At 66.6% G+C, this 25,713-nt stretch carries 26 protein-coding genes and 1 pseudogene; 16 read left to right on the top strand and 11 right to left on the bottom strand.

Features of this window, described 5'->3' with window-relative positions:
* Window positions 1-12 precede the first annotated feature (12 nt).
* From AC1DYD_RS24435 to AC1DYD_RS24415, 5 genes are all read left to right on the top strand, one after another.
* The gene (locus AC1DYD_RS24435; protein ID WP_478175344.1) at window positions 13-1,542 is read left to right on the top strand and encodes an enoyl-CoA hydratase-related protein; all 1,530 of its coding nucleotides are present in this window, start codon (window positions 13-15) and stop codon (window positions 1,540-1,542) included.
* A complete protein-coding gene (locus AC1DYD_RS24430) occupies window positions 1,539-1,991 on the top strand; it encodes a MaoC family dehydratase N-terminal domain-containing protein (protein ID WP_478175343.1) in 453 nt (150 codons plus the stop codon). The genes AC1DYD_RS24435 and AC1DYD_RS24430 overlap by 4 nt, the downstream gene beginning before the upstream one ends.
* Window positions 1,992-2,052: 61 nt before the next feature.
* A complete protein-coding gene (locus AC1DYD_RS24425) occupies window positions 2,053-2,445 on the top strand; it encodes a MaoC family dehydratase (protein WP_478175342.1) in 393 nt (130 codons plus the stop codon).
* Window positions 2,442-3,680, top strand: a complete 1,239-nt coding sequence (locus tag AC1DYD_RS24420) for an acetyl-CoA hydrolase/transferase family protein (protein WP_478175341.1) — start codon at window positions 2,442-2,444, stop codon at window positions 3,678-3,680. The genes AC1DYD_RS24425 and AC1DYD_RS24420 overlap by 4 nt, the downstream gene beginning before the upstream one ends.
* Before the next feature lie 5 nt (window positions 3,681-3,685).
* Window positions 3,686-4,168 carry a PaaI family thioesterase gene (locus tag AC1DYD_RS24415; RefSeq protein ID WP_478175340.1) on the top strand — a complete coding sequence of 161 codons (483 nt, stop codon included), beginning with the start codon at window positions 3,686-3,688 and terminating at the stop codon, window positions 4,166-4,168.
* A gap of 16 nt (window positions 4,169-4,184) precedes the next feature.
* On the opposite strand, the gene AC1DYD_RS24410 is transcribed toward AC1DYD_RS24415, so the two are convergent.
* Window positions 4,185-5,216, bottom strand: a complete 1,032-nt coding sequence (locus AC1DYD_RS24410; RefSeq protein ID WP_478175339.1) for an NADP-dependent oxidoreductase — start codon at window positions 5,214-5,216, stop codon at window positions 4,185-4,187.
* Window positions 5,217-5,335: 119 nt separating this feature from the next.
* Here AC1DYD_RS24410 and AC1DYD_RS24405 point away from each other — a divergent pair, with 119 nt between their 5' ends.
* From AC1DYD_RS24405 to AC1DYD_RS24380, 6 genes are read left to right on the top strand one after another with little or no spacing between them, the layout of a single operon-like run.
* Window positions 5,336-5,788, top strand: a complete 453-nt coding sequence (locus AC1DYD_RS24405) for a MaoC family dehydratase (protein WP_478175338.1) — start codon at window positions 5,336-5,338, stop codon at window positions 5,786-5,788.
* Window positions 5,785-6,666: an HpcH/HpaI aldolase/citrate lyase family protein gene (locus AC1DYD_RS24400; protein ID WP_478175337.1), complete on the top strand. Its 882-nt coding sequence runs from the start codon at window positions 5,785-5,787 to the stop codon at window positions 6,664-6,666. Before AC1DYD_RS24405 ends, AC1DYD_RS24400 begins: the two co-directional genes overlap by 4 nt.
* Before the next feature lie 34 nt (window positions 6,667-6,700).
* Window positions 6,701-7,867 carry an acyl-CoA dehydrogenase family protein gene (locus tag AC1DYD_RS24395; protein WP_478175336.1) on the top strand — a complete coding sequence of 389 codons (1,167 nt, stop codon included), beginning with the start codon at window positions 6,701-6,703 and terminating at the stop codon, window positions 7,865-7,867.
* Window positions 7,868-7,883: 16 nt separating this feature from the next.
* On the top strand, window positions 7,884-9,083 hold the full coding sequence (locus AC1DYD_RS24390) for an acyl-CoA dehydrogenase family protein (RefSeq protein ID WP_478175335.1): 1,200 nt from the start codon (window positions 7,884-7,886) through the stop codon (window positions 9,081-9,083).
* Window positions 9,084-9,093: 10 nt separating this feature from the next.
* Complete coding sequence (locus tag AC1DYD_RS24385) at window positions 9,094-9,996, top strand: SDR family oxidoreductase (RefSeq protein WP_478175334.1); 903 nt, start codon at window positions 9,094-9,096, stop codon at window positions 9,994-9,996.
* Between the two features lie 8 nt (window positions 9,997-10,004).
* A complete protein-coding gene (locus AC1DYD_RS24380; RefSeq protein WP_478175333.1) occupies window positions 10,005-11,576 on the top strand; it encodes an AMP-binding protein in 1,572 nt (523 codons plus the stop codon).
* Between the two features lie 4 nt (window positions 11,577-11,580).
* On the opposite strand, the gene AC1DYD_RS24375 is transcribed toward AC1DYD_RS24380, so the two are convergent.
* The 7 genes from AC1DYD_RS24375 to AC1DYD_RS24345 all read right to left on the bottom strand — a co-directional run bounded on the left by AC1DYD_RS24375 (window position 11,581) and on the right by AC1DYD_RS24345 (window position 17,506).
* Complete coding sequence (locus AC1DYD_RS24375) at window positions 11,581-12,282, bottom strand: nitroreductase (RefSeq protein WP_478175332.1); 702 nt, start codon at window positions 12,280-12,282, stop codon at window positions 11,581-11,583.
* Window positions 12,283-12,337: 55 nt separating this feature from the next.
* Window positions 12,338-12,781: a Zn-ribbon domain-containing OB-fold protein gene (locus AC1DYD_RS24370; protein ID WP_478175331.1), complete on the bottom strand. Its 444-nt coding sequence runs from the start codon at window positions 12,779-12,781 to the stop codon at window positions 12,338-12,340.
* Window positions 12,782-12,790: 9 nt separating this feature from the next.
* Window positions 12,791-13,972, bottom strand: coding sequence for a thiolase C-terminal domain-containing protein (locus tag AC1DYD_RS24365; RefSeq protein ID WP_478175330.1), 1,182 nt, complete (start codon window positions 13,970-13,972; stop codon window positions 12,791-12,793).
* On the bottom strand, window positions 13,969-15,111 hold the full coding sequence (locus AC1DYD_RS24360) for a CaiB/BaiF CoA transferase family protein (protein ID WP_478175329.1): 1,143 nt from the start codon (window positions 15,109-15,111) through the stop codon (window positions 13,969-13,971). The genes AC1DYD_RS24365 and AC1DYD_RS24360 overlap by 4 nt, the downstream gene beginning before the upstream one ends.
* A complete protein-coding gene (locus tag AC1DYD_RS24355; protein ID WP_478175328.1) occupies window positions 15,111-16,091 on the bottom strand; it encodes a Bug family tripartite tricarboxylate transporter substrate binding protein in 981 nt (326 codons plus the stop codon). The genes AC1DYD_RS24360 and AC1DYD_RS24355 overlap by 1 nt, the downstream gene beginning before the upstream one ends.
* A gap of 63 nt (window positions 16,092-16,154) precedes the next feature.
* Window positions 16,155-16,571, bottom strand: coding sequence for a hemerythrin domain-containing protein (locus tag AC1DYD_RS24350; protein WP_478175327.1), 417 nt, complete (start codon window positions 16,569-16,571; stop codon window positions 16,155-16,157).
* A 14-nt stretch (window positions 16,572-16,585) separates the two neighbouring features.
* Entirely contained in the window at window positions 16,586-17,506 is a 921-nt protein-coding gene (locus tag AC1DYD_RS24345) for a PDR/VanB family oxidoreductase (RefSeq protein ID WP_478175326.1), read from the bottom strand.
* A 107-nt stretch (window positions 17,507-17,613) separates the two neighbouring features.
* Here AC1DYD_RS24345 and AC1DYD_RS24340 point away from each other — a divergent pair, with 107 nt between their 5' ends.
* The 3 genes from AC1DYD_RS24340 (at window position 17,614) to AC1DYD_RS24330 (ending at window position 22,082) form a co-directional block, all read left to right on the top strand.
* Window positions 17,614-18,930: a Rieske 2Fe-2S domain-containing protein gene (locus AC1DYD_RS24340; RefSeq protein ID WP_478175325.1), complete on the top strand. Its 1,317-nt coding sequence runs from the start codon at window positions 17,614-17,616 to the stop codon at window positions 18,928-18,930.
* A 14-nt stretch (window positions 18,931-18,944) separates the two neighbouring features.
* Complete coding sequence (locus tag AC1DYD_RS24335; protein ID WP_478175324.1) at window positions 18,945-20,255, top strand: CaiB/BaiF CoA transferase family protein; 1,311 nt, start codon at window positions 18,945-18,947, stop codon at window positions 20,253-20,255.
* 120 nt (window positions 20,256-20,375) lie between these two features.
* The gene (locus AC1DYD_RS24330) at window positions 20,376-22,082 is read left to right on the top strand and encodes an FAD-dependent oxidoreductase (protein WP_478175323.1); all 1,707 of its coding nucleotides are present in this window, start codon (window positions 20,376-20,378) and stop codon (window positions 22,080-22,082) included.
* Window positions 22,083-22,163: 81 nt separating this feature from the next.
* On the opposite strand, the gene AC1DYD_RS24325 is transcribed toward AC1DYD_RS24330, so the two are convergent.
* Entirely contained in the window at window positions 22,164-22,886 is a 723-nt protein-coding gene (locus AC1DYD_RS24325) for a FadR/GntR family transcriptional regulator (RefSeq protein ID WP_478175322.1), read from the bottom strand.
* A 152-nt stretch (window positions 22,887-23,038) separates the two neighbouring features.
* A complete protein-coding gene (locus AC1DYD_RS24320) occupies window positions 23,039-23,374 on the bottom strand; it encodes a hypothetical protein (RefSeq protein WP_478175321.1) in 336 nt (111 codons plus the stop codon).
* A 26-nt stretch (window positions 23,375-23,400) separates the two neighbouring features.
* Here AC1DYD_RS24320 and AC1DYD_RS24315 point away from each other — a divergent pair.
* Window positions 23,401-23,445, top strand: a pseudogene (locus AC1DYD_RS24315) (hypothetical protein); the annotation flags it as partial.
* A 47-nt stretch (window positions 23,446-23,492) separates the two neighbouring features.
* Here the strand turns inward: AC1DYD_RS24315 and AC1DYD_RS24310 are convergent.
* Window positions 23,493-24,494 carry an AraC family transcriptional regulator gene (locus tag AC1DYD_RS24310; protein ID WP_478175320.1) on the bottom strand — a complete coding sequence of 334 codons (1,002 nt, stop codon included), beginning with the start codon at window positions 24,492-24,494 and terminating at the stop codon, window positions 23,493-23,495.
* Between the two features lie 159 nt (window positions 24,495-24,653).
* On the opposite strand from AC1DYD_RS24310, the gene AC1DYD_RS24305 reads away from it, so the two are divergent.
* Window positions 24,654-25,709 (top strand): beta-keto acid cleavage family enzyme, encoded by a 1,056-nt coding sequence (locus tag AC1DYD_RS24305; protein WP_478175319.1) that lies wholly within the window; start codon window positions 24,654-24,656, stop codon window positions 25,707-25,709.
* Window positions 25,710-25,713 lie beyond the last annotated feature (4 nt).

The raw sequence follows: 25,713 nt of genomic DNA, 5'->3' as shown, positions 1-25,713 counted from the left end.
GAGGCAGACAAGTTGGAAACCCTGATCCGCACGGCGCTGGAAGCCGACGGCGTGCTCATCGCCACGATCGACATGCCGGACCGCACGATGAACGTGTTTTCGGCCCAGCTGATGGACGCGCTCGATGCGCTGATGGACCGCGTCGATGGCGACGCCGCCGTGCGCAGCGTCGTGCTCACATCCGGCAAGTCGACCTTTCTGGCCGGCGCCGACCTCGCGATGGTGCGCGGCTATACCGAGAGCGCGAAGACCGGCACGCAGGCGCAGTTGTTCACGCTGTGCGGAAGGCTCGGACGCCAGTTCGTCCGGCTCGAGCAGTCGGCCAAGCCCTGGGTGGCGGCCGTCAACGGCATCGCGCTCGGCGGCGGACTCGAACTGGCGCTCGCCTGCCGCGTCCGGCTGGTGACCGACGAGCCGCGCACGCAGATCGGCGTGCCTGAAGTGCGCTGGGGCCTGTTGCCCGGTGCCGGCGGCACCCAGCGGCTGCCGCGGCTGGCCGGCTTCGAGCCGGCCATCGACATGCTGCTGAGCGGCCGCTCCATCGCGCCGGCCGACGCGGTGCGGCTCGGCATCTTCGCCCGCGCGCTGCCGGCCGCGCAGTTGCTGGACGAGGCCCGCGCAGAGGCGCGCGCGATGCACGGCAAGCCCTTCGACGTGAAGGTGAAATTCGCCCGCCTCACGCAGGCCGACGTACCCGCCTACAGCGAGGAAGGCGCGCGCGCGATCGCGCTCGGCCATGGCGTGAGCGCGGCCGACTTCGATGCCTATCCGGCCTACAGCGCCATCGTGGACTGCGTGCTCAAGGGCGCGCGGCTGCCCCTGGACGAAGCCACCGACGTCGAGATGACGCAGTTCCTGCGCCTCATGTTCAATCCGGTCGCGGGTCACATGGTGCGCACCCTCTTCCTGGATCGCCTGCGCGCCGAGCGCGAACTGGCGGCGCCGAAGGGCAGCGGCATCGAGCGCGTCGAGGTGGGCGCGCTCGGTCCGGCGCACCAGGCCTGGGCCGATGCGCTCACCAGGGCCAAGGTCACGCAGGTGGCCAACGCGTCACTGCCCGAGGGAACGATCGAGATCGTCGACCTGAAGGGCGTGCGCCATCGCGTGGCCCTGGCGATGCTCGACATGCCGGCCCCGGCCGCACCCTTGCTCGCGGTGCTCTCGCCCTTGAGTCCGTACGGGCGGGTGATCGAAATCATCGGCATCGACGATTCGGCGATTGCCGCACTCGCCGCGCTGGCGCCGCGGCTGGGTGCCCTGCCCTGGCGCACGCCGGGCCCCGCCAGCGTGCTGCAGCAGTTGCGCGGCGCACCGCTCGAAGCTCAGGCCCGAACTGCCGTCCGCTACGCGGTCACTCCGGGCGCCGGCGACCTTGCCTTCCTCGATGTCGCCGCCTGCCTGGCCGGCGTCACGCCGGCCTGGAGCGGTGGCCCGCTGAGCTGGCTCTGGGCCGAGCGCGCACGGCTCGTGCCCGGTTTCGACGCCGCATCGCGCGACGCCTGGAACCGGATCCAGCCGGCCCTACATCGCACGTTCCCATGATCGACCGGACCCGCATCGGCTTCGAGACCGAAGCCACCACGGCAGACATCGACGGCTGGCGCGTGAAGCTGTTCTGCGAGGCGATCGGCGAGGACGATCCGATCTATCACGATCGTGACGCCGCGCGCGCCGCGGGCCACCCGGCATGCCCGGTGCCGCCGACCTTCCTGAAGGCCGTCGAAGGCGAGCACTTCAGCAGCGCGCAACTGCTGGCGCTGCTGCAGGTGCCGCTGCGCGGCGTGCTGCATGCGGAACAGAGCTTCGACCACTTCGCACCGGTGTATGTCGGCGACTGCATCGACGTCAGCCGCGAGGTGGCCGACATCTACGACAAGAAGAACGGCGCATTCACCTTCATCGTGGTCGACACCCACTACCGCCGTGCGGGGCAGCCGGTGGCGAACAGCCGGCAGACGATCCTGGTGCGCAATGCACTGGAGGCGGGATGAGCGCAGCGCCGGGCCGCCCCAAGCAAGCTCGCACCGCAGTGCGAAGCACGGAGGTACTCTAGTGAGCGCCTTTCCGGAGCGGCTCGACCTTCGTTGCGGGCCCGTCACCGCGGTCGACCTCGCGCTCTTCGCGGCCGCCTCGGGCGACCACAACCCCCTGCACCTCGACCTGGAGGCGGCGCGCGCGGCCGGCTTCGACCGGCCGCTGGTACACGGCATGCTGACCATGGCCTACGCCGCGCGGCTGTTCACGCGGGCCTTCGGCGCCGGCAGCGTGCGTCACCTGGCCACGCGCTTCACCGGCGCGGCGAAGCTCGGCGACACCGTCGTGCTGGGCGCGACGCTCACCGGCACCGAGGACGGGCTCGGCCACTACGACCTCCACGCGCGCACCGCCTCCGGTGACGCGCTGATGTCCGGCACGGCGCGGGTCGCGGCCGGACCGCCGCAATGAGCCGCCTGGTCGACGCCCTGCGCCCCGGCATGCGCGTTTTCGTGCCGACGCTGAGCGCCGAGTCTTCGCTGCTGCTCGACGAGCTGGGCGCCGATCCGGAACGCGCGAGCGGCGTGGTCTTCACCGGCGTGCAGTTTCCGGGCATCGACCGTGCCGACTACCTGGCGCTGCATCCGCGGGCCCGCCAGACCGCCTTCTTCATGTCAGCGTCGGTGCGCGCCGGCCTCGCCCAGGGTCGCGCGGAACTGCTCTCGCTCGACTACCTCGGCATCGCGCGCCACCTTCGCGAGTCCGCACCGATGGACCTTTCCATCGCCCACCTGACGACGCCCGACGCCGACGGCTGGTGCAGCCCCGGTCTCGCGAGCGATTTCATGCCCCTTGTCTGGTCTCGCGCCAGGAAACGTGTCGCGCATTTCAATCCGCGCATGCCGCGCACCCAGGGCTCGTTCCGCGTCCATGTCTCGGAGCTCGATGCCGCCGAGGAGGCCGACCTGCCGCTCAATGCGTTCGTCGAACCACCGGCCGGCGAGGTGGAGGCGCAGATCGGCCGGCACGTGGCGGCGCTGGTGCGCGACGGCGACACGCTGCAGTTCGGCATCGGCTCGGTGCCGCTGGCGCTGGCCGGTACATTGAGCGCGCATCGCGGGTTGCGCTTTCATGGCGGTCTGGTGTCGAGCGCCTTGCGCACCCTGTGGGAGGCGGGCGCGATGGATCGCGATGCGCCCATCGTCACCGGCGTGGTGCTGGGGGATGCGGGCTTTCATGACTTCGCGGCGCAGCTGCCGGCCTTGCGGGTGATGGATGTGACGAAGACGCACGATCCGGCGGTGCTCGCGCGGATCCCGCGCTTCGTTGCCATCAACGCGGCGGCCGAGGTCGACCTGTTCGGCCAGGTGAACGGCGAGCGCGTGGGCGGCATGATCCAGGCCGGCTCGGGCGGGCTGCCGGCCTTCGCGCAGGGCGCCCTCGCCTCGCCCGGCGGCCGGCTGCTCATCTGCCTGGGCGCCACCGCGCGCAAGGGCACCGTCTCGCGCATCGTACCGGTGCTGGGCGACCAGAGCCTGTGCACCCTGCCGCGCTACCTGGCCGATGCCGTCGTCACCGAGCATGGCGTGGCCGAGCTTCGCCACCTGTCGCTCGATGCGCGGGCCGAGGCCTTGATCGGTATTGCGGCGCCCGAGCACCGAGCAGGGCTGCAGGATGCCTGGCGCGCGATCCGGACGACCGCATGACACGCATGGCCCAAGATCCATCCCTCGCGCCGCCACCGGGCTTCGAGTGGGTCGAACTCGGTGGCACCTTCGCCATGGTGAACGGCCCGCTGTTTGCGCGCTGGTACGGCGATCACCTGCAGATCGGCTTTCGGGTCGGTCCCGGCCACGTCAACCCGGGGCAGAACTGCCACGGCGGCATGCTGTGCACCTTCGCGGACGTGCTGATCTCGACCGCGGCGCAGTACCAGGCCGATATTCCACGCCAGTTCCTGCCCACCATCAGCCTGCAGGTGGATTTCCTCGCCGGCGCGCCGCTGGGCAGTTGGGTGCAGGGCCAGGCCGAGATCCTGAAGGTGACGCGCAACCTGGTCTTCTCGCAAGGCCTCGTACAGGCCGACGGACAGGCGGTGATGCGCGCCAGCGGCGTGTTCCGGCGCGGACCGCTGCTGCCCGAGACCGCGGACGACCAGGCGCTGCGGCTGCCCGGGCTACCGCGGCGCGATTGAGCGGCTCACGCACGCATCACGCCACATCGCCACCGGCGCCCAGCCGGATCAGCCGCTTGCCGAGGTTGTCGCCGCGGTAGAGCCCGGCGATCGCATCCGGCGCGCTCTCGATGCCCTCGAGCACTTCCTCCACGTATTGCAGCCGCCCTTCGCGCAGCCACGCGGCCAGGTCGGCGCGCGCACCGGCGGCATATTCCGGATGGTCGAAGATCACGAAGCCCTGCATGCTGGCGCGGCGGGTGAGCAGATGACGCTCGACGCGCGGGCCCTGCGGTGGCGGATCCCAGCTTGCCACGGAGGCGGTGCCGCAGATCACGACACGGGCGCCGACGTTCAGGTGCGTCATCACCGCGTCGCTGATCGGCCCGGCCGTGTTGTCGTAGTAGATGTCGACGCCTTCGGCGCAAGCCTCGGCCAGCCGCTGCGCGAAGTCGGCCGCCTTGTAGTCGACCACCGCGTCATAGCCGAATCGCTCCAGGCAGAGCGACTGCTTGACCGGCCCGCCGGTGATGCCGACCGTGCGGCAGCCGCGCAGTCGCGCGATCTGGCCGACGCACGAGCCGACGGCGCCCGCGGCGGTCGAAACCACCACTGTCTCGCCGGCGCTCGGCCGGCCCAGCGCCAGCAACCCGTAGTGCGCGGTGACGCCGTTGATGCCCAAGACGCCCAGCGCCGTCGACATCGGCGGGTCGTCTTCGTCGATGCGGCGCTGAATCGCAGCGCCGTCGACCACGGCGAAATCCTGCCAGCCGAAGAGCCCCGTCACCGCAGTGCCGACCGGCCATGCCGGATCGTTCGATTCGACGACCAGGCCGGCGGCGAAGGCGCGCATCACCGCGCCTACCGCTACCGGTTCCGAATAGTTGGCGGCGGCACTCACCCAGCCGCGCATCGCGGGCTCGACCGACAGCCAGACATTGCGCACCAGCACCTGGCCCGCACCCGGCGAGGGCACGGGCGACTCGACGATCGTGAAATGCTCGGCCTGCGGAATACCCGCCGGCCGGGATGCCAGGCATACCTGGCGGTTGACGCGTGGGATGGTCATTCGAATGGTCTCCATCAAGGTTCCCCCGGAGTTGCAAAGCCGCGAGACTTGCTATAGTACACATGCGTACCATGCACATCCATACGCTGAAGCAACTTTCCAATTGAGAGGTAACCCCGATGGCAGGTCGATGGTTTGAAGAATTCGAGGTGGGCCAGTCGTACGATCACGAGATTCGCCGGACGGTCACCGAAGCCGACAACATGTGGTTCAGCAACGCCACCTGCAATCCCGCGGCGATCCACATCGACGCCGAATACTGCAAGGGCACCGAATTCGGGCGCCCGCTGGTCAACAGCATCTTCACGCTCGGGCTGGTGATCGGGCTGTCGGTGCAGGAGACGACGCTCGGCACCACGGTGGCCAACCTCGGCATGACCGACACGCGCTTTCCGGGTCCGGTGTTCGCGGGCGACACCATCCGTTCGCGCACCACGGTCAAGGAGGTGCGCCCGAGCAAGTCCCGTCCCAACGCCGGCATCGTGACCTTCCTGCACCAGGGGCTCAACCAGCGCGGTGAGGAAGTGTGCGTGTGCACGCGCCAGGCGCTGATGCTTCGGAAGCCCCAATGAAGCCGCTCAAGCTCCGCTCGATGCTCTTCGTGCCGGCCGACAGCGAACGCAAGCTCGCCAAGGCTATAGCCTGCCCGGCCGACGTGCTGATCCTCGACCTCGAGGACTCGGTCGCCGATGCGCGCAAGGTGGGCGCGCGCGCCACGGCCGCCGAGTTCATGGCCGCACATGCAGCAACGCTTGGCGCCCGTCTCTTCGTGCGCATCAACCCACTGGACACTGCGCTGGCGAAGGGCGACCTCGCCGCGATCGTGATGCCGGGCCTGGCCGGCATCATGCTGCCGAAGACGCGCAGTGCGGCCGACATCGCGCGTCTCGCGCACTGCCTGGACGCGCTCGAAGCGCGCGCCGGCATCGCCCACGGGACAGTCCGGATCGTGCCTGTCGCCACCGAGACACCGCAGGCGATGCTGAACATGCAGACCTTTGCCGCGGGTCCCATCGAGCGGCTCGCCGGCATCACCTGGGGCGCCGAAGATCTTTCGACGGCCATCGGCGCGGTCTCCAACCGCGAGGAGGACGGCAGCCTCTCGCCACTCTATGCGCTCGCGAATTCGCTGTGCCTTTGCGCCGCCGCAGCGGCCGGTGTGCCGCCGATCGATACCTTGCATGCGGACTTCCGCGATGCAGCAGGCCTGGCGACGGCCTGTCGTGCCTCGCGCCGCCGCGGCTTCCGCGGCCGCATCGCGATCCATCCGGACCAGGTGGCCGTCATCAACGAAGCCTACACGCCCACGAGCGCCGAGATCGCGCAGGCGCAACGCATCGTCGATGCCTTTGCGGCGGCACCCGAAGCCGGCACCCTGAGTCTCGATGGCGTGATGCTCGACAAGCCGCACCTGACCCAGGCGCTCGAAACCTTGGCGGCGGCCGCCTAGACGGCCGCCACACCGCGTTCAACGGAGACACCCCATGGATTTCTCAGTCAGTGACGACCATCGCGCCATTCGGGACGGCGTCAGCGCAGTCGTGCGCTCCTTCGACGACGAGTACTGGCTCGCGCGCGACGACGACGGCGAGTTTCCGCGCGCCTTCCATCGCGCGATGGCCGATGCCGGATGGCTCGGCATCACCATGCCGCCCGAATACGGCGGCGCCGGCCTTGGCGTCGCCGAAGCGGTCATCATGATGCACGAGGTCGCGAGCCATGGCGGCGGCATGGCGGCCGCGTCGACGGTGCACATCAACCTCTTCGGGCCGCATCCGATCGTGGTCTTCGGCACGCCTGAGCAACGCCAGCGCTGGCTGCCGCCACTGGTCGAGGGCAAGGACCAGTGCTGCTTCGGCTTCACCGAGCCCGATGCCGGACTCAACACCACGGCGATCAAGACCTTCGCACAGAAGGTTCCGGGCGGCTACCTGGTGCACGGCCAGAAGGTCTGGACCTCGACCGCGCAGGTGGCCAACAAGATCATGTTGCTCACGCGCACCACCAAGCTCGAGGACTGCAAGCGGCCCACCGACGGCATCACGATCTTCTACACCGACCTGGACCGCAGCAAGATCGAAGTCCATCGCATCCCGAAAATGGGCCGCAAGGCGGTCGACTCGAACTCGATCTTCATCGACGGCCTGTTCATCCCCGAGGAGGACCGCGTCGGCGAGGAAGGCAAGGGCTTCTCGTACATCCTGCACAGCCTCAATCCCGAGCGCCTGCTGGTGGCGGCCGAGGCCGTTGCCATCGGCCAGGACGCCCTGCGGCGGGCCTCCAAGTACGCGCGGGAACGCGTCGTCTTCGACCGGCCCATCGGCCAGAACCAGGGCATCCAGCATCCGCTGGCCGAGCGCTGGATGGCGCTGGAGGCGGCCTGGGCCATGGTGATGAAGGGAGCTTGGCTCTACGACCAGCACCAGCCCTGCGGCGCGGAGGCCAACGCCGCCAAGTTCCTCGGCGCCCGTGCGGGCTTCGATTCGTGCCTGCAGGCCGTGCTCACGCACGGCGGCTTCGGCTATGCGAAGGAATACCACGTGGAGCGCCTGCTGCGCGAAGTCACGGTGACGCGCATCGCACCCGTGACCGAGCAATTGATCCTGTCGTTCATCGCCGAAAAGGTGCTGGATCTGCCCAAGTCCTACTGATCCCAAGGGAGCCAAGGTGTTCAAGAGAAAACTGTTCAACGAGGACCATGAAGCATTCCGCAGCATGGTTCGGCGATTCATCGAGAACGAGATCGCGCCCCACCACGCCGCATGGGAAGCGTCCGGCGTGGTGCCGCGCGAACTGTGGCTGAAGGCGGGCGCGGCCGGCATGCTTTGCTGCACCGTGCCGGAGCTCTACGGGGGCGCGGGCGCCGACTACCTGTTCGACGTCGTGGTGTTCGAGGAGATGGCGCGCTCGGGCTTCACCGGGCCGGGCTTCATGATCCACTGCGACCTGGTGGCGACCTACATCGCCAGCTTCGGCAGCGAGGCGCAGAAGAAAAAGTGGCTGCCGCTGATGGTCGCCGGCGCGGCCATCGGCTCGCTCGGCATGACCGAGCCGCATGCGGGCTCCGACCTGAAGGCCATCCGGACCAAGGCCGTGCGCGACGGCGACGACTTCGTCATCTCCGGGCAGAAGGTCTTCATCTCCAACGGGCAGCTGTGCGACGTGATCGTGCTCGCGACGAAAACCGATTCCAGCGCCGGTGCCAAGGGCGTGACCCTGTTCCTGGTCGACACCAGCCTGCCGGGCTTTCGGCGCGGCAAGAACCTGCACAAGCTCGGCATGAAGGCGCAGGACACCTCGGAGCTGTTCTTCGACGAGGTGCGCGTCCCGGCGTCGGCGATGCTCGGCGAGGAAGGCCGCGGCTTCGAGTTGATGATGACCAAGCTGGCGCAGGAGCGGCTCGCCCAGGCCATCCGGTCGGCCACGGTGGCCGAGACCGTCATCGACTGGACCATCGAGTACACCGGCAACCGCAAGGCCTTCGGCAAGACGATCGGCGACTTCCAGAACACGCAGTTCAAGCTGGCCGAACTGAAGACCGAGGCCGTCGTCGGTCGCCAGTTCACCGACAGGTGCATCGAGACCTTCATGAAGGGCGAGCTCGACGCAGTCGACGCCGCGATGGCCAAGATGTGGCTGAGCAACATGCACTGCAAGGTGGTCGACGAATGCCTGCAGCTGTTCGGCGGCTGGGGGTACATGTGGGAATATCCGATTGCGCGCGCCTATGCGGATGCGCGCATCGTCAAGATCGCCGGCGGATCGATCGAGGTGATGAAGCACATCATCGGCCGCCAGCTGTTCGCCGATTTCCGGCCCGGCAAGGACGCCGCCGTCAACGGCGTCGCGGGCATCAATCCCGTCTAGGAGACTCGCAGTGATCCCGTCCACCTTTCGCCCCGATGTCCTGTCGGGCAAGCGCATCCTGATCACCGGCGGCGGTACCGGCCTCGGCAAGGAGCTGGCGCGCCAGTTTGCCGCGCAAGGCGCCTCGGTGCATATCTGCGGACGCCGCGAGGCGGTGCTGCAGCAGGCCGTGGCCGAGCTGAACCAGACGGCGCAGCATGGCGGCAGCGCCCAATACCACATCTGCGACGTGCGCGAACCCGAACAGATCGAGGCGATGGTCGATCGCATCTGGGCCGGCGGGCCGTTGACGGGCCTGGTGAACAACGCTGCCGCCAACTTCATCTCGCCGTCCATCGACATCAGCCCGCGCGGCTTCGCCGCAGTGCGTTCCACCGTGATGGACGGCGCGCTTTTCTCCACCCTGGCCTGCGGCCGGCGCTGGATCGCGCAGGGCCTGCCCGGCTCCGTCGTGAGCATGCTGGTGACCTGGGTCTGGACCGGCTCCGCCTACGTGCTGCCGTCGGTCATGGCCAAGACCGCGGTCCACGCGATGACCATGTCGCTGGCGGTCGAATGGGGCGCGAACAACATCCGCGTGAATGCGGTGGCGCCGGGTCCATTCCCCACAGAGAGCGCATGGGAGAAGCTCGCGCCGATCCCCAAGGCCAACGTCGGCGCCGCATCCGCGGACGAGGTTCCGATGCAGCGCTTCGGCCGCATGCCGGAGCTGTGCAACCTGCTGACCTTCCTGCAGGCCGACGGCTGCGACTACCTCACCGGGCAGAACATTGCGATCGACGGCGGCCACCACCTCGCCGCGCCGAGCACCTTCGCGGCGCTCGGCAAGCTGACGCCCGAGGACTGGTCTGAAGCCAAGGCCATCGTGCGCGGGCGCGCCGAGCAGGAAAAAGCACAGCGCGCCGCGGGATGATGCGGCCGATGCCGACAATGCCCGAAAGCGACGGCGCAGTGCGCGACTTGCGCATCCACGCCCGCGCCACACCGGATCGCGCCGCGATCGTCTGCGGCGGCGAAAGCTGGAGCTATGCCGCGCTCGAGGCGTGCGTCAACCGCATGGCCGCAGTGCTGCGCAGCCTCGGCCTTGCGCGCGGCGACCACGTCGCCTCGCTGATCGGCAATCGCGCCGAGGCGGTGGCCCTGGCCTGGGCTGCCTGGCGCGCCGGTGTCTACCTGACGCCGATGCCGACCGGCCTCACCGCCACCGAACTGGGCTATCTGGTCGACGACTGCGACGCGAAGGTCGTCGTGGCCGATGCGGCGCTGGCGGAGGTGGCGGCGGAACTGATCGGACCCGCAAGGAAGCCGGGACTTGAATGGCTGTCGGTCCGCGGCGCGATCGCGGGCTACACCGCGATCGAGCCGCTGCTGGCGAAGACCTCGCCGGAGCCTGATCCGCGCGAGGCACCCGGCGCCTTGATGGTCTACACCTCCGGCACCACCGGTGCGCCCAAGGGCGTGTTCCGGCCGCTCCTTCCCGCCGATTACCGCGGCACGCCACCTTTCGCCAGCGACCTTTTCTCGCTGTTCGGGCTGGGCGACCCCGATGTGCGCTATCTGTCGACGGCGCCGCTCTATCACGCCGCCCCGCTGCGTTTTGCGCTGGCCGTGACGGCAGGAGGGGGCGCGGTGCATGTGATGGAACGCTTTGACGCCGAAGAAGCCCTGCGCCTGCTGCAATGCCACGCGATCACGCACAGTCAATGGGTCCCGGCCATGTTCCAGCGGCTACTCGAACTGCCTGCCGAGCAGCGCGCCGCCTTCTCCGCACCCTCGCACCGCTGCGCCATCCACGGTGCGGCCCCCTGCCCCGCTGCCCTCAAACAGGCGCTCATCGAATGGTGGGGTCCGATCGTCCTGGAATATTACTCAGGCAGCGAAGGCGTGGGCCTGACCCTGATCGACTCGCAGGAAGCACTCGCGCATCCGGGCTCGGTCGGCCGCGCCCGCAAGGGCGTGCTGCACATCGCCGACCCAGCCGGCCATGCATTGCCCGCCGGCGCCACCGGCCTCGTGTGCTTTTCCGGCGTGTCGCCGTTCGCCTACTACAAGGCGCCCGAGAAGACCGCTGCGCGCACGCTGCCGCAAGGATGGCAGACATTCGGCGACATCGGTCACGTCGACGAGGAAGGCTATCTGTATCTGACCGATCGCCAGGACGACATGATCATTTCCGGCGGCGTCAACGTCTACCCACAGGAGATCGAGTCGGCCCTTCGCGGCGTGCCCGGCGTGTGGGACTGCGCCGTCGTCGGCGTCGCGGACGCGCGCTTCGGCGAACGGCCCGTGGCCTTCCTGGTGCCCGAGCACGGAACGCCCGCGGGCGATCGGCCAGCGCTGATCGAGGCGGCGCGCGCGCATTGCGAGCGCCATCTCGGCCGCGTCAAGCGACCGTCGGAATTCCGGGTCATCGACAGCCTGCCGCGATCGCCGACCGGCAAGCTGTTGCGGCGCCGGCTTCGCGAGGTCGTGGCTGATCCCAGCGTACGCTGAACTGCTACTCGGACACAAAAGACACCACATCGTCCAGGGCTGCCCGCGCGGTGCGAAAACCATTCACCGGATGCGCGCTCGCTGCGTAGCCGAAGGAAATTCCGCACACCACGAGGCGGTCGTCGTCCAACCCGAAAAACTTCCGTACGCGGCTCGGCCGCGAGGCCAGCGCCGCCTGTGGGATGGTGGCGACTCCGAGGCTGGCGGCAGCCAGCAAGAAATTCGCCACGAAGGCTCCGCAGTCCACGGCGCCGTAGACTCCCAGTCGCGCATCGCTGGTGATCATTGCCACATGGGGCGCGCCGAACAGGCGATAGTTCTCCCGTGCCTGGCATGCTGAAGCTTCGCGGTCGCCGCGGGCTACGCCGACACTCTCATAAAGCTGCATTGCGCAGTCGTACCGGCGCTGGCGATAGGCGCCTTCGTATGCCGAGGGGAACGCGAAGTCAGGACCGACCTCCGAGTCGTCGGCAGCAGAAAGCATGAGTTTCCGGAAACGTTCGGTGGCCTGCCCCTGGGTGACGTGCACCTTCCAGGGCTGCGCATTGCACCACGACGGACTGCGCTGCGCGCACTCCAGGATTCGCCGCTGGACATCGAGCGGCACCGCATCCGGCAGGAATGCGCGGCAACTGTGCCTGGTGCTCAAGAGTCGACCGAGAACCTGGTTGGCTTCCAGGCCGCCCATCTGGCGTTCCTGGGTCACGTCCGCCTCCTGGTCAAGCAGGGCAGCGAGCGCCGATCGGCAGGTCTGGCTCGGCTCACGCGACCTGCCATTGCAAGAGGGTGAACGGCAGCTCGGCATCTGCATGATGCTCGAAGCAGCCGGTCACCCTGGCGCCGATCCGGACCTCTTGCGAAGGATCACCCAACAGGTTTCCCACGATCCGCACGCGGCCCGCATGGGGCAATTCCACAAGTACGGCCACGTAGGGGCCGCAGTCCTGCAACACCGGGTGCACCGGGTGCCAGGCGCGTTCCCAGCTGTAGATCACACCCTCGGCGGGCACCTCGACCCACTCCGGATCGAAGGCATGGCAATGGTGACAAAGCCATTCCGGGCCGAACTGCCACGTCCCGCAGTGAGCACAGCGCTGCACGCACAGGCGCCCGTCGCGCAAACCGCTCCAGAACGGGCCTGACACGCCGTCGGATTCAGCCACCGGCGCGGGCAGCCCTTCAGGGAGATAGAACTTCGTCGTCATCGATGGTCCTCAAAGTGCCGCCGCGGAGCCCAGCATCAGGTTGCTGGACGGTGCGACCATGGGCCCGCCAATGACCAGCGCGACGTCGTTGCGCCGGACCTGGTTGGTGGAAGTGCCTCGCACCTGACGCACAGCTTCCAGCACCAACTCGAAGCCATGCATGTAGCACTCGGCCAGATTGCCGCCGCTGGTGTTGAGCGGCAGGCGACCCGCGGTGGCCGTCAAGTTGTCGAGCGTCAGAAATTCGTTGGCCTCCTCGGGCGCAAAGAAGCCATGCTCGGCGAGAGCCATGACCACGCCACCCGTGAAGTTCTCGTAGCTCTGCACCACGCCCACATCACCGGGCGAGACCTGCGCCATGCGGTAGAGATCCCGAGCCACCGTCGTGAAATTGGCCGACGCATAGGCAGGAGAATTGTGCGCGTGGCTGCCGAAGCGCTCACTGGCACCCGAGGCCGCACCCAACAAGTACACGGGCTTTTGCCGAAGGTCCCTGGCCCGTTCTGCATCCATGAGAACCAGCGCAGCGGCGCCATCGTTTTCCATGCAGCAGTCGAAGAGGTGAAAGGGCTCCACGATCCAGCGCGACGCGTCATAGCGCTGCGCGCTCAAAGGCTTGCCGTGCATCACCGCACGGGGATTGTTCTGCGCGTGGTGATAGGACGCCATGGCGATGGCTCGCAGGGCGTCCTGCCTCACGCCGTGCTCATGCATGTAGCGCATGACCCGCATGGCGAATCGCTGGGGCGGTGCGATCACGCCATAAGGCACGAGATAGGCTCGCTCACCGGAGACAGTCCCCGATGCCGAGTTCTGTCCGAAACGTCCATACTGCCCTTGGGCCAGAGAGCGAAAGACGACGACGCAGTCGGCTTGGCCTGTCGCAATCGCGGCAGCCCCATTTGCGACCGCGGCACAACAGCCGCCGCCACCTCCGCCCCATTGCATGGTCGATGAACGCAGACGTGGAAGGCCGAGCGCCGTCGCCAACCTCACGGCATCGCTGCGGTCATCGCTGTAAGACGCAAAACCATCGATGTCGTGGGCGCCGATGCCGGCGTCGCTGCACGCGGCAAGAATCGCCCGCAGCGCGAGCTTGAATTCGGGCTCGGGCGCCTGGCCGTGCTTGTAGTATCCGGTCTCACCGACGCCGACGACGGCGACCTTGCCCCGCAATGTTCGATCGCTCATGACTGCCCTTCTCCCGGTTCGGTCGCGGCCATTCCGTGGCCTTTCCAGCGCAGCAGCGCCGCATCGAAGGTGGACAACCCGCTCGGTGGCGCGGCCACCGCGCTGGTCGGAGTCCGCGAGAAACGTGGCGCCGGTGCGGGGTGCACCACGCCATCGAGGTTCACGAAGTTGCCACGCGCCAGATTGTGCGGATGCACCATGGCTTCGCTGAGCGTGAGCACTGGCGACACGCAGGCATCCGAGCCCATGAAGCGTTTTTCCCATTCTGCGCGAGTGCGCGACTCCAGCGCGGCGGCGATCGCCTCGCGCAGACCCGCCCAGAGGGACTCGTCGTGCTGCGCCTTTTTCCACACGCCGTCCAGGCCAAGCCGATCGACGAAGAGGGCGAAGAACTGGGGTTCGATGGCGCCCACCCCGACATGCTGCCCATCCGCTGTTCGATACACGCCGTACCAGGGCGCACCGCCATCCAGCATGTTGCTCTCGCGCTGCTCGGTGAAGCGGCCGCGCTGCCGCTGCGCGATGAAGTGCGTCATGAGCTGAATCACACCGTCGGTGATGGCCGCGTCCACGACCTGTCCCAGCCCTGAGTTTCTCGCCTCATGCACGGCCGCCAGCACGCCGAGCGCCAGGAACAAGCTGCCACCCGCGTAGTCCCCCAGCAGATTCAGCGGCGGCGTAGGCCGATCTTTCGGACCGATCGCTGCGAGCGCGCCCGTCATGGCGATGTAGTTGATGTCATGGCCAGCCGTCTTCGCCAGCGGCCCGTCCTGCCCCCAACCCGTCATGCGTGCGTAGACAAGCCTGGAGTTTCTGTCCATCACGACGTCGGGGCCCAGTCCGAGGCGCTCCATGACACCTGGCCGGAATCCTTCCACAAGCACGTCCGCTTCATCGAGCAGAGTCAATACCCGATCCTTGTCGGCGGGCGCCTTGAGATCGGCGTGCACCAGCGTACGGCCGCGATTGACGATCTGCAAAGGATCCGCCACGCACGCGCCGGGGCGGTCCACAAGCACGACATCCGCGCCCATGTCCGCCAGCAGCATGCAAGCAAAGGGCGCCGGACCCAAGCCGGCGAACTCGACGATTCGCAGACCGCGGAGTGGCCCTCGAGCCACGGACACAGGCGTCTCCATCAATCGAGGCGGATGTTTGCGCGCTTCGCCACGGGCCCCCACTGCGCCATCTCGTCGCGGATCATGCGCTCCATCTCCTCAGGCGAACTGCTGCGCGCCTCGATATTGCGGTCGGAGAACATCTTTCGGACCTCGGGCTGCGCCACTGCGTGCACCACCGCCTCATGCAGCTTCGAGGCCACCGCGTCCGGCACGCCCCGTGGCGCCAGCACGCCGAACCAAGCCACGCTGCGGAATCCTGGCACTTCCTCGGCGATCGCTGGCAGGCCCGCCACGATAGGGGTGCGCTGCGGGGTGCCAACCGCGAGGTATCGGACCCTTCCTGCCTGAACCAGGGCTTGGCCATCAAGGCCGGTCACGAACGCTGCCTGCAACTGGCCGCCAGCGAAAGCCGTCATCATGGGTGCGCCGCCGTTGTAGGGCACATGGGTGAGACCGAGACCCGCCATGCTGTTGAAGTATTCACCCGTCAGGTGCGACAGGGAGCCGTTGCCCACCGATCCGAAATTCCACGCATTGCCGGACTTCTTGGCTGCCGCAAGAAATTCCTTCAGGCTTTTCGCGGGGCTGTCGGCCGCGATGGCCAGAATCATGGGCGTGATCGCCACTGTCGAGATGGGACGTAGATCCTTCAATGAATCGTAGGGCGTCTTCCGAAGCAGAGGCAAGACCGCATTGGGGCCTGAATTGCCGAAGACCAGCGTATAGCCGTCTGCGGGCGCCTTGGCAACGTAGTCCGTGCCGATCGCACCACCTGCGCCGACCTTGTTGTCAACGATCACGGGCTGCTTCAGGAAATCTGCCATCGGCTGCTGGATTGCGCGGGCCAACTGATCCGTGCTACCGCCGGCCGCATAGGGCACGACGATGTGAATCGGCTTGGAAGGAAACTTGTCTTGGGCCGCGGCGAACGGCGCCGCAAGCGTAGCAAGCGAAAGGAAAAGGCCTGCGGCCAGGGCAACGCGACGAGAGTGGGGCATGTTGTCTCCGAGCGGACAAGTTTTTCAATAAGATATCAATGGTAGAACCATACTAACAATGAGTCAATAACTGGGCACTCGGCGATGAAAGACGAGGGGTTTTGCGCCCAGCCTTTGCTTGCATATCCACGTCGCCAAGGCCGAATCAAGATGCGTCGCATGCGCAGGGAACCACTCGCGCAGCGCCTGGATGAACGACCGTCCCACGTGGACATTGCCCGCTGCCACCATCGGCCGTACCTCGTTCGCCGAACGCAGGACCGCCGCGTGCTCGGCCGCATGACAGTCGCGCGGCGGGAAGTCTCCTCGTGACATCCAGTCGTCCTCCATGGAGAAGTGGGATTCAAGGTGCGAGGTCAAGGCATCCAGCGTGCGGAGCAGTTCATCGTCGCTGCTGCATCCCGCTGATGCGAGGAGCTCCTCGAACTCGGCATGCACCTCGTCCATCTCGGCGTGCCCGAGAACAATGGGATCGTTCATAGGGTCAGCCTGCATCACAGATCCAAGACCAGGTTGCCCGATCGGGCGCCTGAGCAACAGATCAGCATGGCGCTGCTCGTTGCACGCTCGTCCTCTGTCAGGAAACAATCGCGGTGGTCCACTTCGCCTGAGATCACCTTTGTGTAGCACGAGCCGCAGACGCCCTGGCCGCAGGAATAAGGCATGTCCACCCCCGCCTCCAGCAACACGTCGAGGATCGTCTTGCCACTGGGAACGGCGTGGCGTTGTCCCGTGCTGGCCAGTTCGACCGTGTAGCCGCCTTCCGTGGCCATCGGCTGGGCAGCACCGAATCGCTCGTAATGCACCGTGCCCGACGGGCGACGTTTGGCGGCCAGCAGAAAGTCATCGACCATGCGGGCAGGACCACAGCAATACAAGTGGGCTGCCGGAGATCCATTGAGCGCACAGACCACCTCATACACATCCATGCGCGGCGTGGACCCATCCGAGAAGTGAAAAGAGACCTGTCCGCCTTTTTCCGCCAGACGCACCAATCGGTCGTGAAACGCCATGCGTGACGGCGTGGCGGCCGCATAGTGCAATTGCCAAGGGTGGCCTAGTTCGACGAGCCGCTCGACCATGGGCAGCAGCGGCGTGATGCCGATACCTCCCGCCACGAAGCAACTCAGCGCCGGTTGCTCCACCAGCGTGAAGTCACCCTTCGGGGCACTGATTTCCAGCGCGGAACCCACGATGGCCTCGTCGTGCAAGCAGGCGGATCCTCCACGACCTTGGGCTTCGCGCTTCACCGCGATCAGGTAGCCGCGGCAGTCCGCGGCCTGCCTCACGAGCGAGTAACTCCTGACCTGCCCCTCGGGCATCCGGACATCCACATGGGCGCCAGGAAGGAAGTCAGGCAACGCATCACCGCCGGCCGACGCCAGTTCCAGGCAAACCACTTCCGCGGTTTCCATTCTTCGGTCTCGAACGACCACAGGAAATTTGATCGAGTTCATGTAGACAGCGTATCACGAATCTGCTAAATTCTATCAATGGTTGAACCATTCATGAGGACAAGGCGATGCTGAAAACAGAAGACAACGAGCTGCTCGTTCGCGTCGGCCCGCAAACGGCCATGGGCGATCTGATGCGGATGTACTGGCTGCCATTCCTGCTGTCAGACGATGTTCCGGTGGACGGACAGCCCTACCGAATCCGCCTTCTCGGCGAAGACCTGGTGGCGTTTCGCGACAGCGAAGGGCGCGTGGGGCTGGTGGACCAGGCTTGCCCTCATCGCGGTGCACCACTCGTGTTCGCCCGCAACGAAGAAGGTGGGCTGCGCTGCGTCTATCACGGCTGGAAATTCTCTGTCGATGGCCGCTGCCAGGAGATGCCTGCCGAGCCTGAAAATACCCCGATGCTCAATCGCGTGCGGGTGAAGGCGTACCCCGTGCGCGAGCGCAACGGCGTCCTCTGGGCCTACATGGGTCCGGACGAGGATCCACCCGAGCTGCCCAGCATGGAATGGAACATGGTTCCTCCGGAAAACGTGCATGTGTCCATGCGCATCCAGGACTGCAATTGGCTTCAAGCCCTCGAAGGTGAGATCGATTCGGCGCACGCAGCGATCCTCCACGGCCGCGTCGACGCGGGCGGCAGCATCGACCAATGGAAGCAGGCGGCCGACCTGGCACCGAAGTTCGAGGTCGTGCAGCATGATGGCGGTGTGCATGTCGCCTCGCGCCGAAAGCTCGGCGACGACAAGAACTACATCCGGGTCAACCAGTTCCTGATGCCGTTCTGGACCTTGGTGCCGCCCTTCTCGCAATATCCCGAATTGAGCGGTCACGCGTGGGTGCCGATCGATGACGAGCACACGCTTTGCATCATGTTCTCCTATCACCCGGCACAGCCCTTCTACGAAAAGACGCGCAAGCTGTTCATGAAAGGTCACAACGACCGCGAGACCGGGCATGCTTCCGAGGGTTCGTTCGCCGAACCCCGGCCGGTCACTTACCCGTACCACACCTACTGGAGCAAGTACAACCGCGAGAACGCCTACGGCTATGCGCCGGCCCTGGCCAAGAAGTACAACGCGGGCATGCCGGGACTGTGGCTGCAGGACGCAGCATGCCAGTCAGGCGTTGCGCCGATCTACGACCGCAGCAAGGAAAACCTTGGGGTCAGCGATAGCGGCGTTGCGAGAACCCGCCGCGTGCTGCTGGAGGCAGTGAAGCGTTTGCGCGCCGATGGTGTGCGGCCTGCCTCCGTAGAGGATTCGTCGAAGTTCCTCGTCCGCGCGATTTCGATCACGGTGCCGGAGGGCGCGGACTGGATGGCTGCGGGAAGCGAGTTCATGCGTGCCGAGCCCGGCAAGGACTTCGGCTACGCACCATGACAGATCGAGACTCCATGACGACCTCCAGCCAGCCCACGCTCGCCCAACGAGCGCAGGAATTCCCAGCGCACGTGGCACGACCCGCCAACGCGCCAACCGTTTTGCAGGGTATCCGGGTGGTCGATTTCACCCACTTCATTGCGGGACCACTGGCGACCATGTTTCTCGCCGATATGGGGGCCGATGTGGTGAAGATCGAGGCGCCCGAGCGAGGCGACGAACTTCGCTACTACCCGCCCGCAGTGCCGGGCCTGGACGCCCAGGGCGGGCCATTCCTATGGAGCAACCGCAACAAGCGCAGCGTCGCCATTGATCTGAAGACACCGGCGGGCATCGAGGTGGCGCGCAGCTTGATTGCAAATGCCGACGTTGTCGTCGAAAACTTCTCGACCGGGGTGATGGGCCGGTTCGGGCTCGACTACGCCGCGTGCCGCGCCCTCAATCCGAAGATCATCTATTGCTCCGTATCGGCCTATGGCCGCGAAGGTCCGTTCGCGGACCGCCTTGGCTTCGACCCCGTGGTGCAGGCGGAAAGCGGATTCGTCTCCATGAATGGATACCCGGATCGCATGGGCGTGCGTGCCTCGTCCGCAGTCATGGACATCAGCACGGCGATGATGGTTTCCAACGCCATTCTGGGCGCCCTGTTCGCTCGCGAGCGGCAAGGCGAGGGGCAGTTCGTCGAGGTCGCCCTGTTCGACACCGGGCTCCTGATGACGGGGTGGGCCACCATGCAGCACCTCGTCTCGGGCCGAGAGCCCGAGCGCAACGGCAATACGAGCCCCGACACCTGCCCGTCGGGCGTCTTCGAGGCCTCGGACAAGCCCTTCTACATCAACTGCGGCAACGACAAGATCTTCCAGCGTCTGGTAGGACAGGTGCTTGAACGCCCCGAGCTCGCGAGCGACGAGACCTTGATGAATCGCAACGGTCGTATCGCACGTCGCGACTTCCTATTTCAGGAGCTTGGCGAAGCGTTTCGACGGTTTCCCTGGGCGCACTGGCAGGCGCGCATGCGCGAGGCTCAGATCCCGTGCGGCGAGGTTCGCACCGTCGGAGAGGCGATGCGATCAGCCGAAGCCGAGGCGCGTCGGGTCGTCACGCACATTCCGCATCCGACGTTGGGCCGAATCCCCAACATCGCATCGCCGATCCGGTATGCGCGCACTCCGATGGTCGACCCTTCACCGGCGCCGAACATCGGACAGCACACCGAGGTCGTACTGCAGGAGATACTGGGCTGGACCGCGACAAAGGTGGCGGAAATGGCCCGTTCGGGGGCGTTCGGTCAACGTGTCCCCGCATCGGCCAGTGACGCCGCATGACGCCGAATCGCCGACAATGACCTTGATTTGCCAGGTCGAGACCTCCTGCTTCCAGAAGCGCTTCGACGCCCCTCTCACCCAAGCCCGGGGTCAGCAAGCCTCGGGCATTTCGCTGCTGCGGTGAGTACGAAGGCGACGCCAGGCGAGGACAGCGACCTCGTCGTGATCGGCGCTGGCGCGGCGGGCATGACCGCTGCGTTGGTCGCCGCGCTTCACGGTTTGAAAGTGACGCTGCTCGAGGCGAGCGATCAAGTGGGAGGCACCAGCTCCTCGTCGGCCGGCACCCTCTGGATCCCAGGGAACAGCCAAGGCGCACGAGCCGGTCATTGCGACAGCCTCGACGGTGCCCGCACCTACCTCGACGCGTTGATGGGCGCGGACGATCCACGCGGCCTGAGATCGGCATATCTGACTTCGGCGGCCGAAGCGATCGATTTTCTCGAAGCGAACTCGGCCCTTGAATTTCGCTCCGCCGGCACGCACCCGGACTATCTGGAGTTCGCCGGCTCAGCCATGGCGGGTCGGGCGATCTCCCCCGTCGAATTCGACGGAAGGAGGCTGGGCAAGAAGTTTTCGCGCGTGCGAGCGCCCCTGCCGCATTTCATGGTGCTGGGCGGCATGATGGTCGGCAAGGCGGACATCAGCGCATTGCTCGGGCGCTTCGAGTCTGCGTCCAACTTCATTCACGCAGCGCGACTCGTCGGAAGGTACGCACTCGACCGATTGACGGGCTACCCGCGCGGAACGCGACTCGTGATGGGCAATGCGCTGGTGGCTCGCCTCCTCTACAGCCTGATGCGAGCGGGCGTGACGGTGGCGTACGAAGCGCGTTGTGAGAGCATCGTCCTCAACGAAGGACGCGTCGCGGGCGTTCGATTCCGGCACCGGGATTCAGATGCAACCCGACTGCTTGTAGCGCGCGCGGGTGTCGTGCTGTGCACGGGCGGCGTCGGCCACCATGCCGAGCTTCGCCGCGCGTTTGGCACCGATGCGCTGCACTCTCACTCACTGGCCTTCGACGGCAATCTCGGCGAGGGCATTGAGGCAGCCCTGGCCGTTGGCGCTGCGCTTGAGCGCAGCGACCCCGACTTCCTGTGGCAGCCCGTCTCCCTGGTGCCTGACGGCGCTGGGCGCAAATCCCTCTACCCCCACCTGTTCCTTGACCGCGCGAAACCAGGCCTGATCGCCGTCGATCGTTCGGGCCGGCGCTTCGTCAATGAAGGCGCTTCCTACCATCACTTCGTCGAAGGCATGCGCGCCGCGCGTGACACGGCGAAGTGCGCAACTCCTGCGTACCTCGTCTGCAACGCCGGGTTTGTGAAACAGTACGGACTTGGCGCCATCCATCCGGGAACCACGAATCTGAGCCAGTGGACGCAGCGCGGCTATGTCGCAGTCGCCGATACCTTGCACTCTCTGGCGGAGCAACTGGGAATCGACGCCGACGGACTTCGGGCCAGCGTCGCGCAAATGAACGAAGCCGCCGTGCAAGGTCGCGACGCACTCTTCGGGAAAGGCAGCACGGCAGTCAGTCGATTCAACGGAGATCCAACCCACTTGCCCAACCCTTGCCTGGCGCCTTTGGAGGCGGGCCCCTACGTCGGCCTCGAAGTCTGGCCCGGAGAGTCTGCGAGCAGCTCGGGCATCTCAACGACCGCGGACGGCGAGGTGCTCGGGAAGTCGGGCCGTGCAATCCCTGGGCTCTACGCGTGTGGGAATGACATGGCATCGATCTGGCGCGGCACCTATCCCGGGCCCGGAGCCACGCTAGGGCCTGCGATGGTCTTCGCCTACCGACTGATTCGAGCTATTGTCTCGAAGCGATAGACGATGAGCCAGTGCTGCGAACTCTCCATGCGCCGTCGTCAGCGTCGAGTCTTGTCGCGAGGACGGCCGGGCGGGGCGAGCCTAGGTCCTGCTCTGGACGGCCGCCGAGCGGGCATCCCACTGGTCCATGTACTTGGTCTGAAGCCGTACCAGCGCCTTCGTCATCTCCGCGGCCGCCGCGGCGGCGTCTCGCGCGCGCAAGTGCTTCATGAAGCGACGGCGCGAAGGCAAGATGAACGCGTTATCGCTCGGTCCGATCTGCGCGATGAACTGTGCAAAGACCTCGACGATCCCTTCCATCGTGATCACCAGTATCGGGTTGCGCGTGGCGCGAGCCAGGATGATGTGAAACTCACGGTTATGACGGGCCCGCTCGTCGAAGTCGGCCGCCTTTGCCGCCGCATTGATATTGGCCTCGAGCGCTGCGAAGTCTTCATCCGTCGCCCGTTCGCTCGCGACGCGCACCACGACTTCGCACAACCACACTCTGGCCTCGGTCAGCTGCTCCGGCGTGATGGCCCCCAGGTGATACAGATCGCGCATCCCGCTGACGATGACGCCGGAGCTACCCGGGCGGACAAACGCGCCGCCCGTGGCCCCCTTGCGCATCTCCACGAGTCCTGCATGCTCAAGTGCGCGCAGCGCCTCGCGCAAGGTGTTGCGGCTGACGTGAAGTCGCGTTGACAGGTCCCGCTCCGATGGCAGGCGGTCTCCTGGTTTGAGCTTTCCGGATGCGATCATTTCTCTCACCTGCGCAGCGATCTCATCCACAGCCCGCGACGGTGCGATTGCAGAAAAGTCCATGGTAAGAGAACGAGATGACATTGGTTCAATCATTCTACCTGAAGCGATGGTGACACGGAATTGCTGCCTGGACCGTGGCTCCCTACCCGGGCGATAGTCCGCGCAGCCCCCATTGCCACGCGAACTGGTTTTGGTGAGTTCCTCCAAGATTGTCACACTCGCTTGCCCAACAAAATCAACGACTTACGAGCTTCGCTTTCAAAGTTGCACCTCCCGGAGCGAACTGCATCGGGCGAGAAGCGCCAAGACACCAAGCCCGAGACGGACTGGTCCACGCGAATGGGCGTCGAGCTAATGTCGATCCTCTCCATCGAATGGCTTCTGTAGGCGGCGCCATCGCATTGCGCATACGGCGCCGCGGCCAGTCGGCCGGCCAACGCTTGCGCAGCCTCGCTGTCGCTCTGTCGCAGCGCCGCCTCGGTGGCTTCAATCTCACCGGCGATCGCCGTCGCGACGGCGCCGCCGTCGCGCGCGGTCTTGCGGCCCACGAGTTGGCCTGGGCACGCCCAGCGTGATGGCCGCCTACGCGACGCTGTCCGGATGGACGCTGGCGCGCGCCCACGCACGCTCAGCTCAGCCCGCGGCGATCAGCGGCTACCTCGGCTGTCAACGGGCCCGCGTCTGTGCCCATTGCACGCGTGCGGCCTGGCCGAACTGTTGTCGGTGCCACCGTGAAAACGCACTCGGCGCGGAAAATCCGAGCAGCGCCGACACCTCTCCCAGCGAGCGCGCACCCTCCTTGAGATAGCGCGCCAGCAGATCGCACCGCAGTTCGTTCACCAGTTCGCTGAAGGAGGTGTTTTCCGCGCTCAGGCGCCGGGCCACCGTGCGTCGGTCGATGCCCAGGTGCTGCGCCACGACCTCGACCCGGCACAGCCCGCGCGGCAGCAGCACGACCACCTGTTGGCGCACGCGAGCCGACAGCTTTTCGCTGGCACCGGGGCTCGCTCGCAGAAGCCGTTCGGCCAGGCGCGCCATCACCGCATCGGCGCCGGGATTCGGCACGTCCAGATCAGCGGCGTTGCAGACGATGCCATTGAACTCGTGCCCAAACTCCACCGCGTCGCCGAAGATCCGGCGGTGTACCGCGAGACTGGGCGGGGCGCGATGCGTGAAGCACACCAGGCGAGGCCGCCAGCCTGCGCCCATGAACACCGCGATCACGCGGAACATCACACCCAATGCGAGTTCGGTCGCCTGGCGCATCGACTGGCCGCCTTCGCCCAGCAGGTACTGGCGGATCACCACGAGGTTGCCCGACGGCTCGAGTTCCACCGTCAACGCCTCGTTGTGCTGGTGGATGTGACTCACCACCGCTTCCAGCGCGCTGCGCAGTGTGGGTTCTTCGCGCACCAGCAAGCCGAGTGGCCCCAGGTTCGACAGCCGCCGCGACGCGGCCATCCTCAGCGCGAACACGGGCTCCTTCGCCCGGGTGGCCGCGAGTTCCAGCAGGTCTGCAACCTTGGGCGCAGCGATCTTCAGATCCGGATCCAGCAGGCAGCGCGGCGGCAGCCCGACCTCGGCGACAAGCGCGCGAGCATCGAGGCCGCATTCGGCGGCCACCTCAGCGAAATGGGTGAGGCTCGCACTGCGCAGAAGGGCGGTCATGGGGGGGTCGGGCCTTGTCCCGAAATGGTAAGCCAATGTCCCGAATAGTGAAGTTCGAATTGACCCGCCGCCCAACAATACATACCACTGAGCGACACCGACAAGGACTGTACCGCCGCTCCCCGCCGACCCGACCCACTCCACCGAAAGGACCCCATCATGCAATTCCTCGACGACTCCCTGCTGCCCGAAACCCAGCAACCCCTGGTGATCCAGGTCGCCCCGTACGGCCCCGAATTCCTGCCCGGCGATTCCGACGACATCCCGGTGACGATGAAAGAGCAGGTACAGAAAGCGGTCGACTGCTACAACGCCGGTGCCACCGTGCTGCACGTGCATTGCCGCGAAGCCGATGGCAAGGGCAGCAAGCGCATGTCGATGTTCAACGAGATGCTGGCGCGGCTGCGCGAGGCGGTGCCGCAGATGGTGCTGCAGGTGGGCGGCTCGATCTCCTTCGCCCCCGAAGGCGAAGGCGCCGACGCCAAGTGGCTGAGCGACGACACACGCCACATGCTGGCCGAGCTGGACCCCAAGCCCGACCAGGTGACGATCGCCATCAACACCAACCAGATGAACATCTGCGAGTTGCTCGGCGCCGACGACGTCGCCGGCACGTCGCTGGCCCAGCCCGCCTACCAGGAGGCCTACCGCGAGATGACCATCCCCTCGGGTCCGGCCTTCGTCGAGGAGCACCTGAAGCGCCTGCAGGCCAAGGGCATCCAGCCGCACTTCATGCTGGGTGACACCGGCCAGCTCGAGACGGTCGAGCGCCTGATCCGCCGCGGCGTCTACTGCGGCCCGCTGGTGCTGAACCACGTGATGATCGGCGGCGGCGCTGACGGTCCGAACCCGCACAACATGATGGAGTTCATCCGCCGCGTGCCCGCCGGTGCCGTGCTGACCATCGAGAGCCTCATGCGCAACGTGCTGCCGCTGAACACCATGGCCATCGCGATGGGCCTGCACGTGCGCGTCGGCATCGAGGACAACCTGTGGGGCAGGAAAGGCGAGCGCCTGACCAGCGTCCAGCAGATCGAGCAGACGGTGCGCATCGCCCGCGCGCTGTACCGCGAAGTCGCCACCGGCGAAGAGGCCCGGCAGATCTACCAGATCGGCACCCAATACAAGGGCGCCGACCAGACCCTGGCCAGGCTCGGCTACGAGCCGAACCGCCGGGCCGGCGAGCGTGGTGCGCCGCTGCGCCTCGCGGCCTGATCGA

The organism is Variovorax sp. P4_B11 (assembly GCF_056402355.1).
This window is presented reverse-complemented; position numbering and strand designations above follow the sequence as displayed.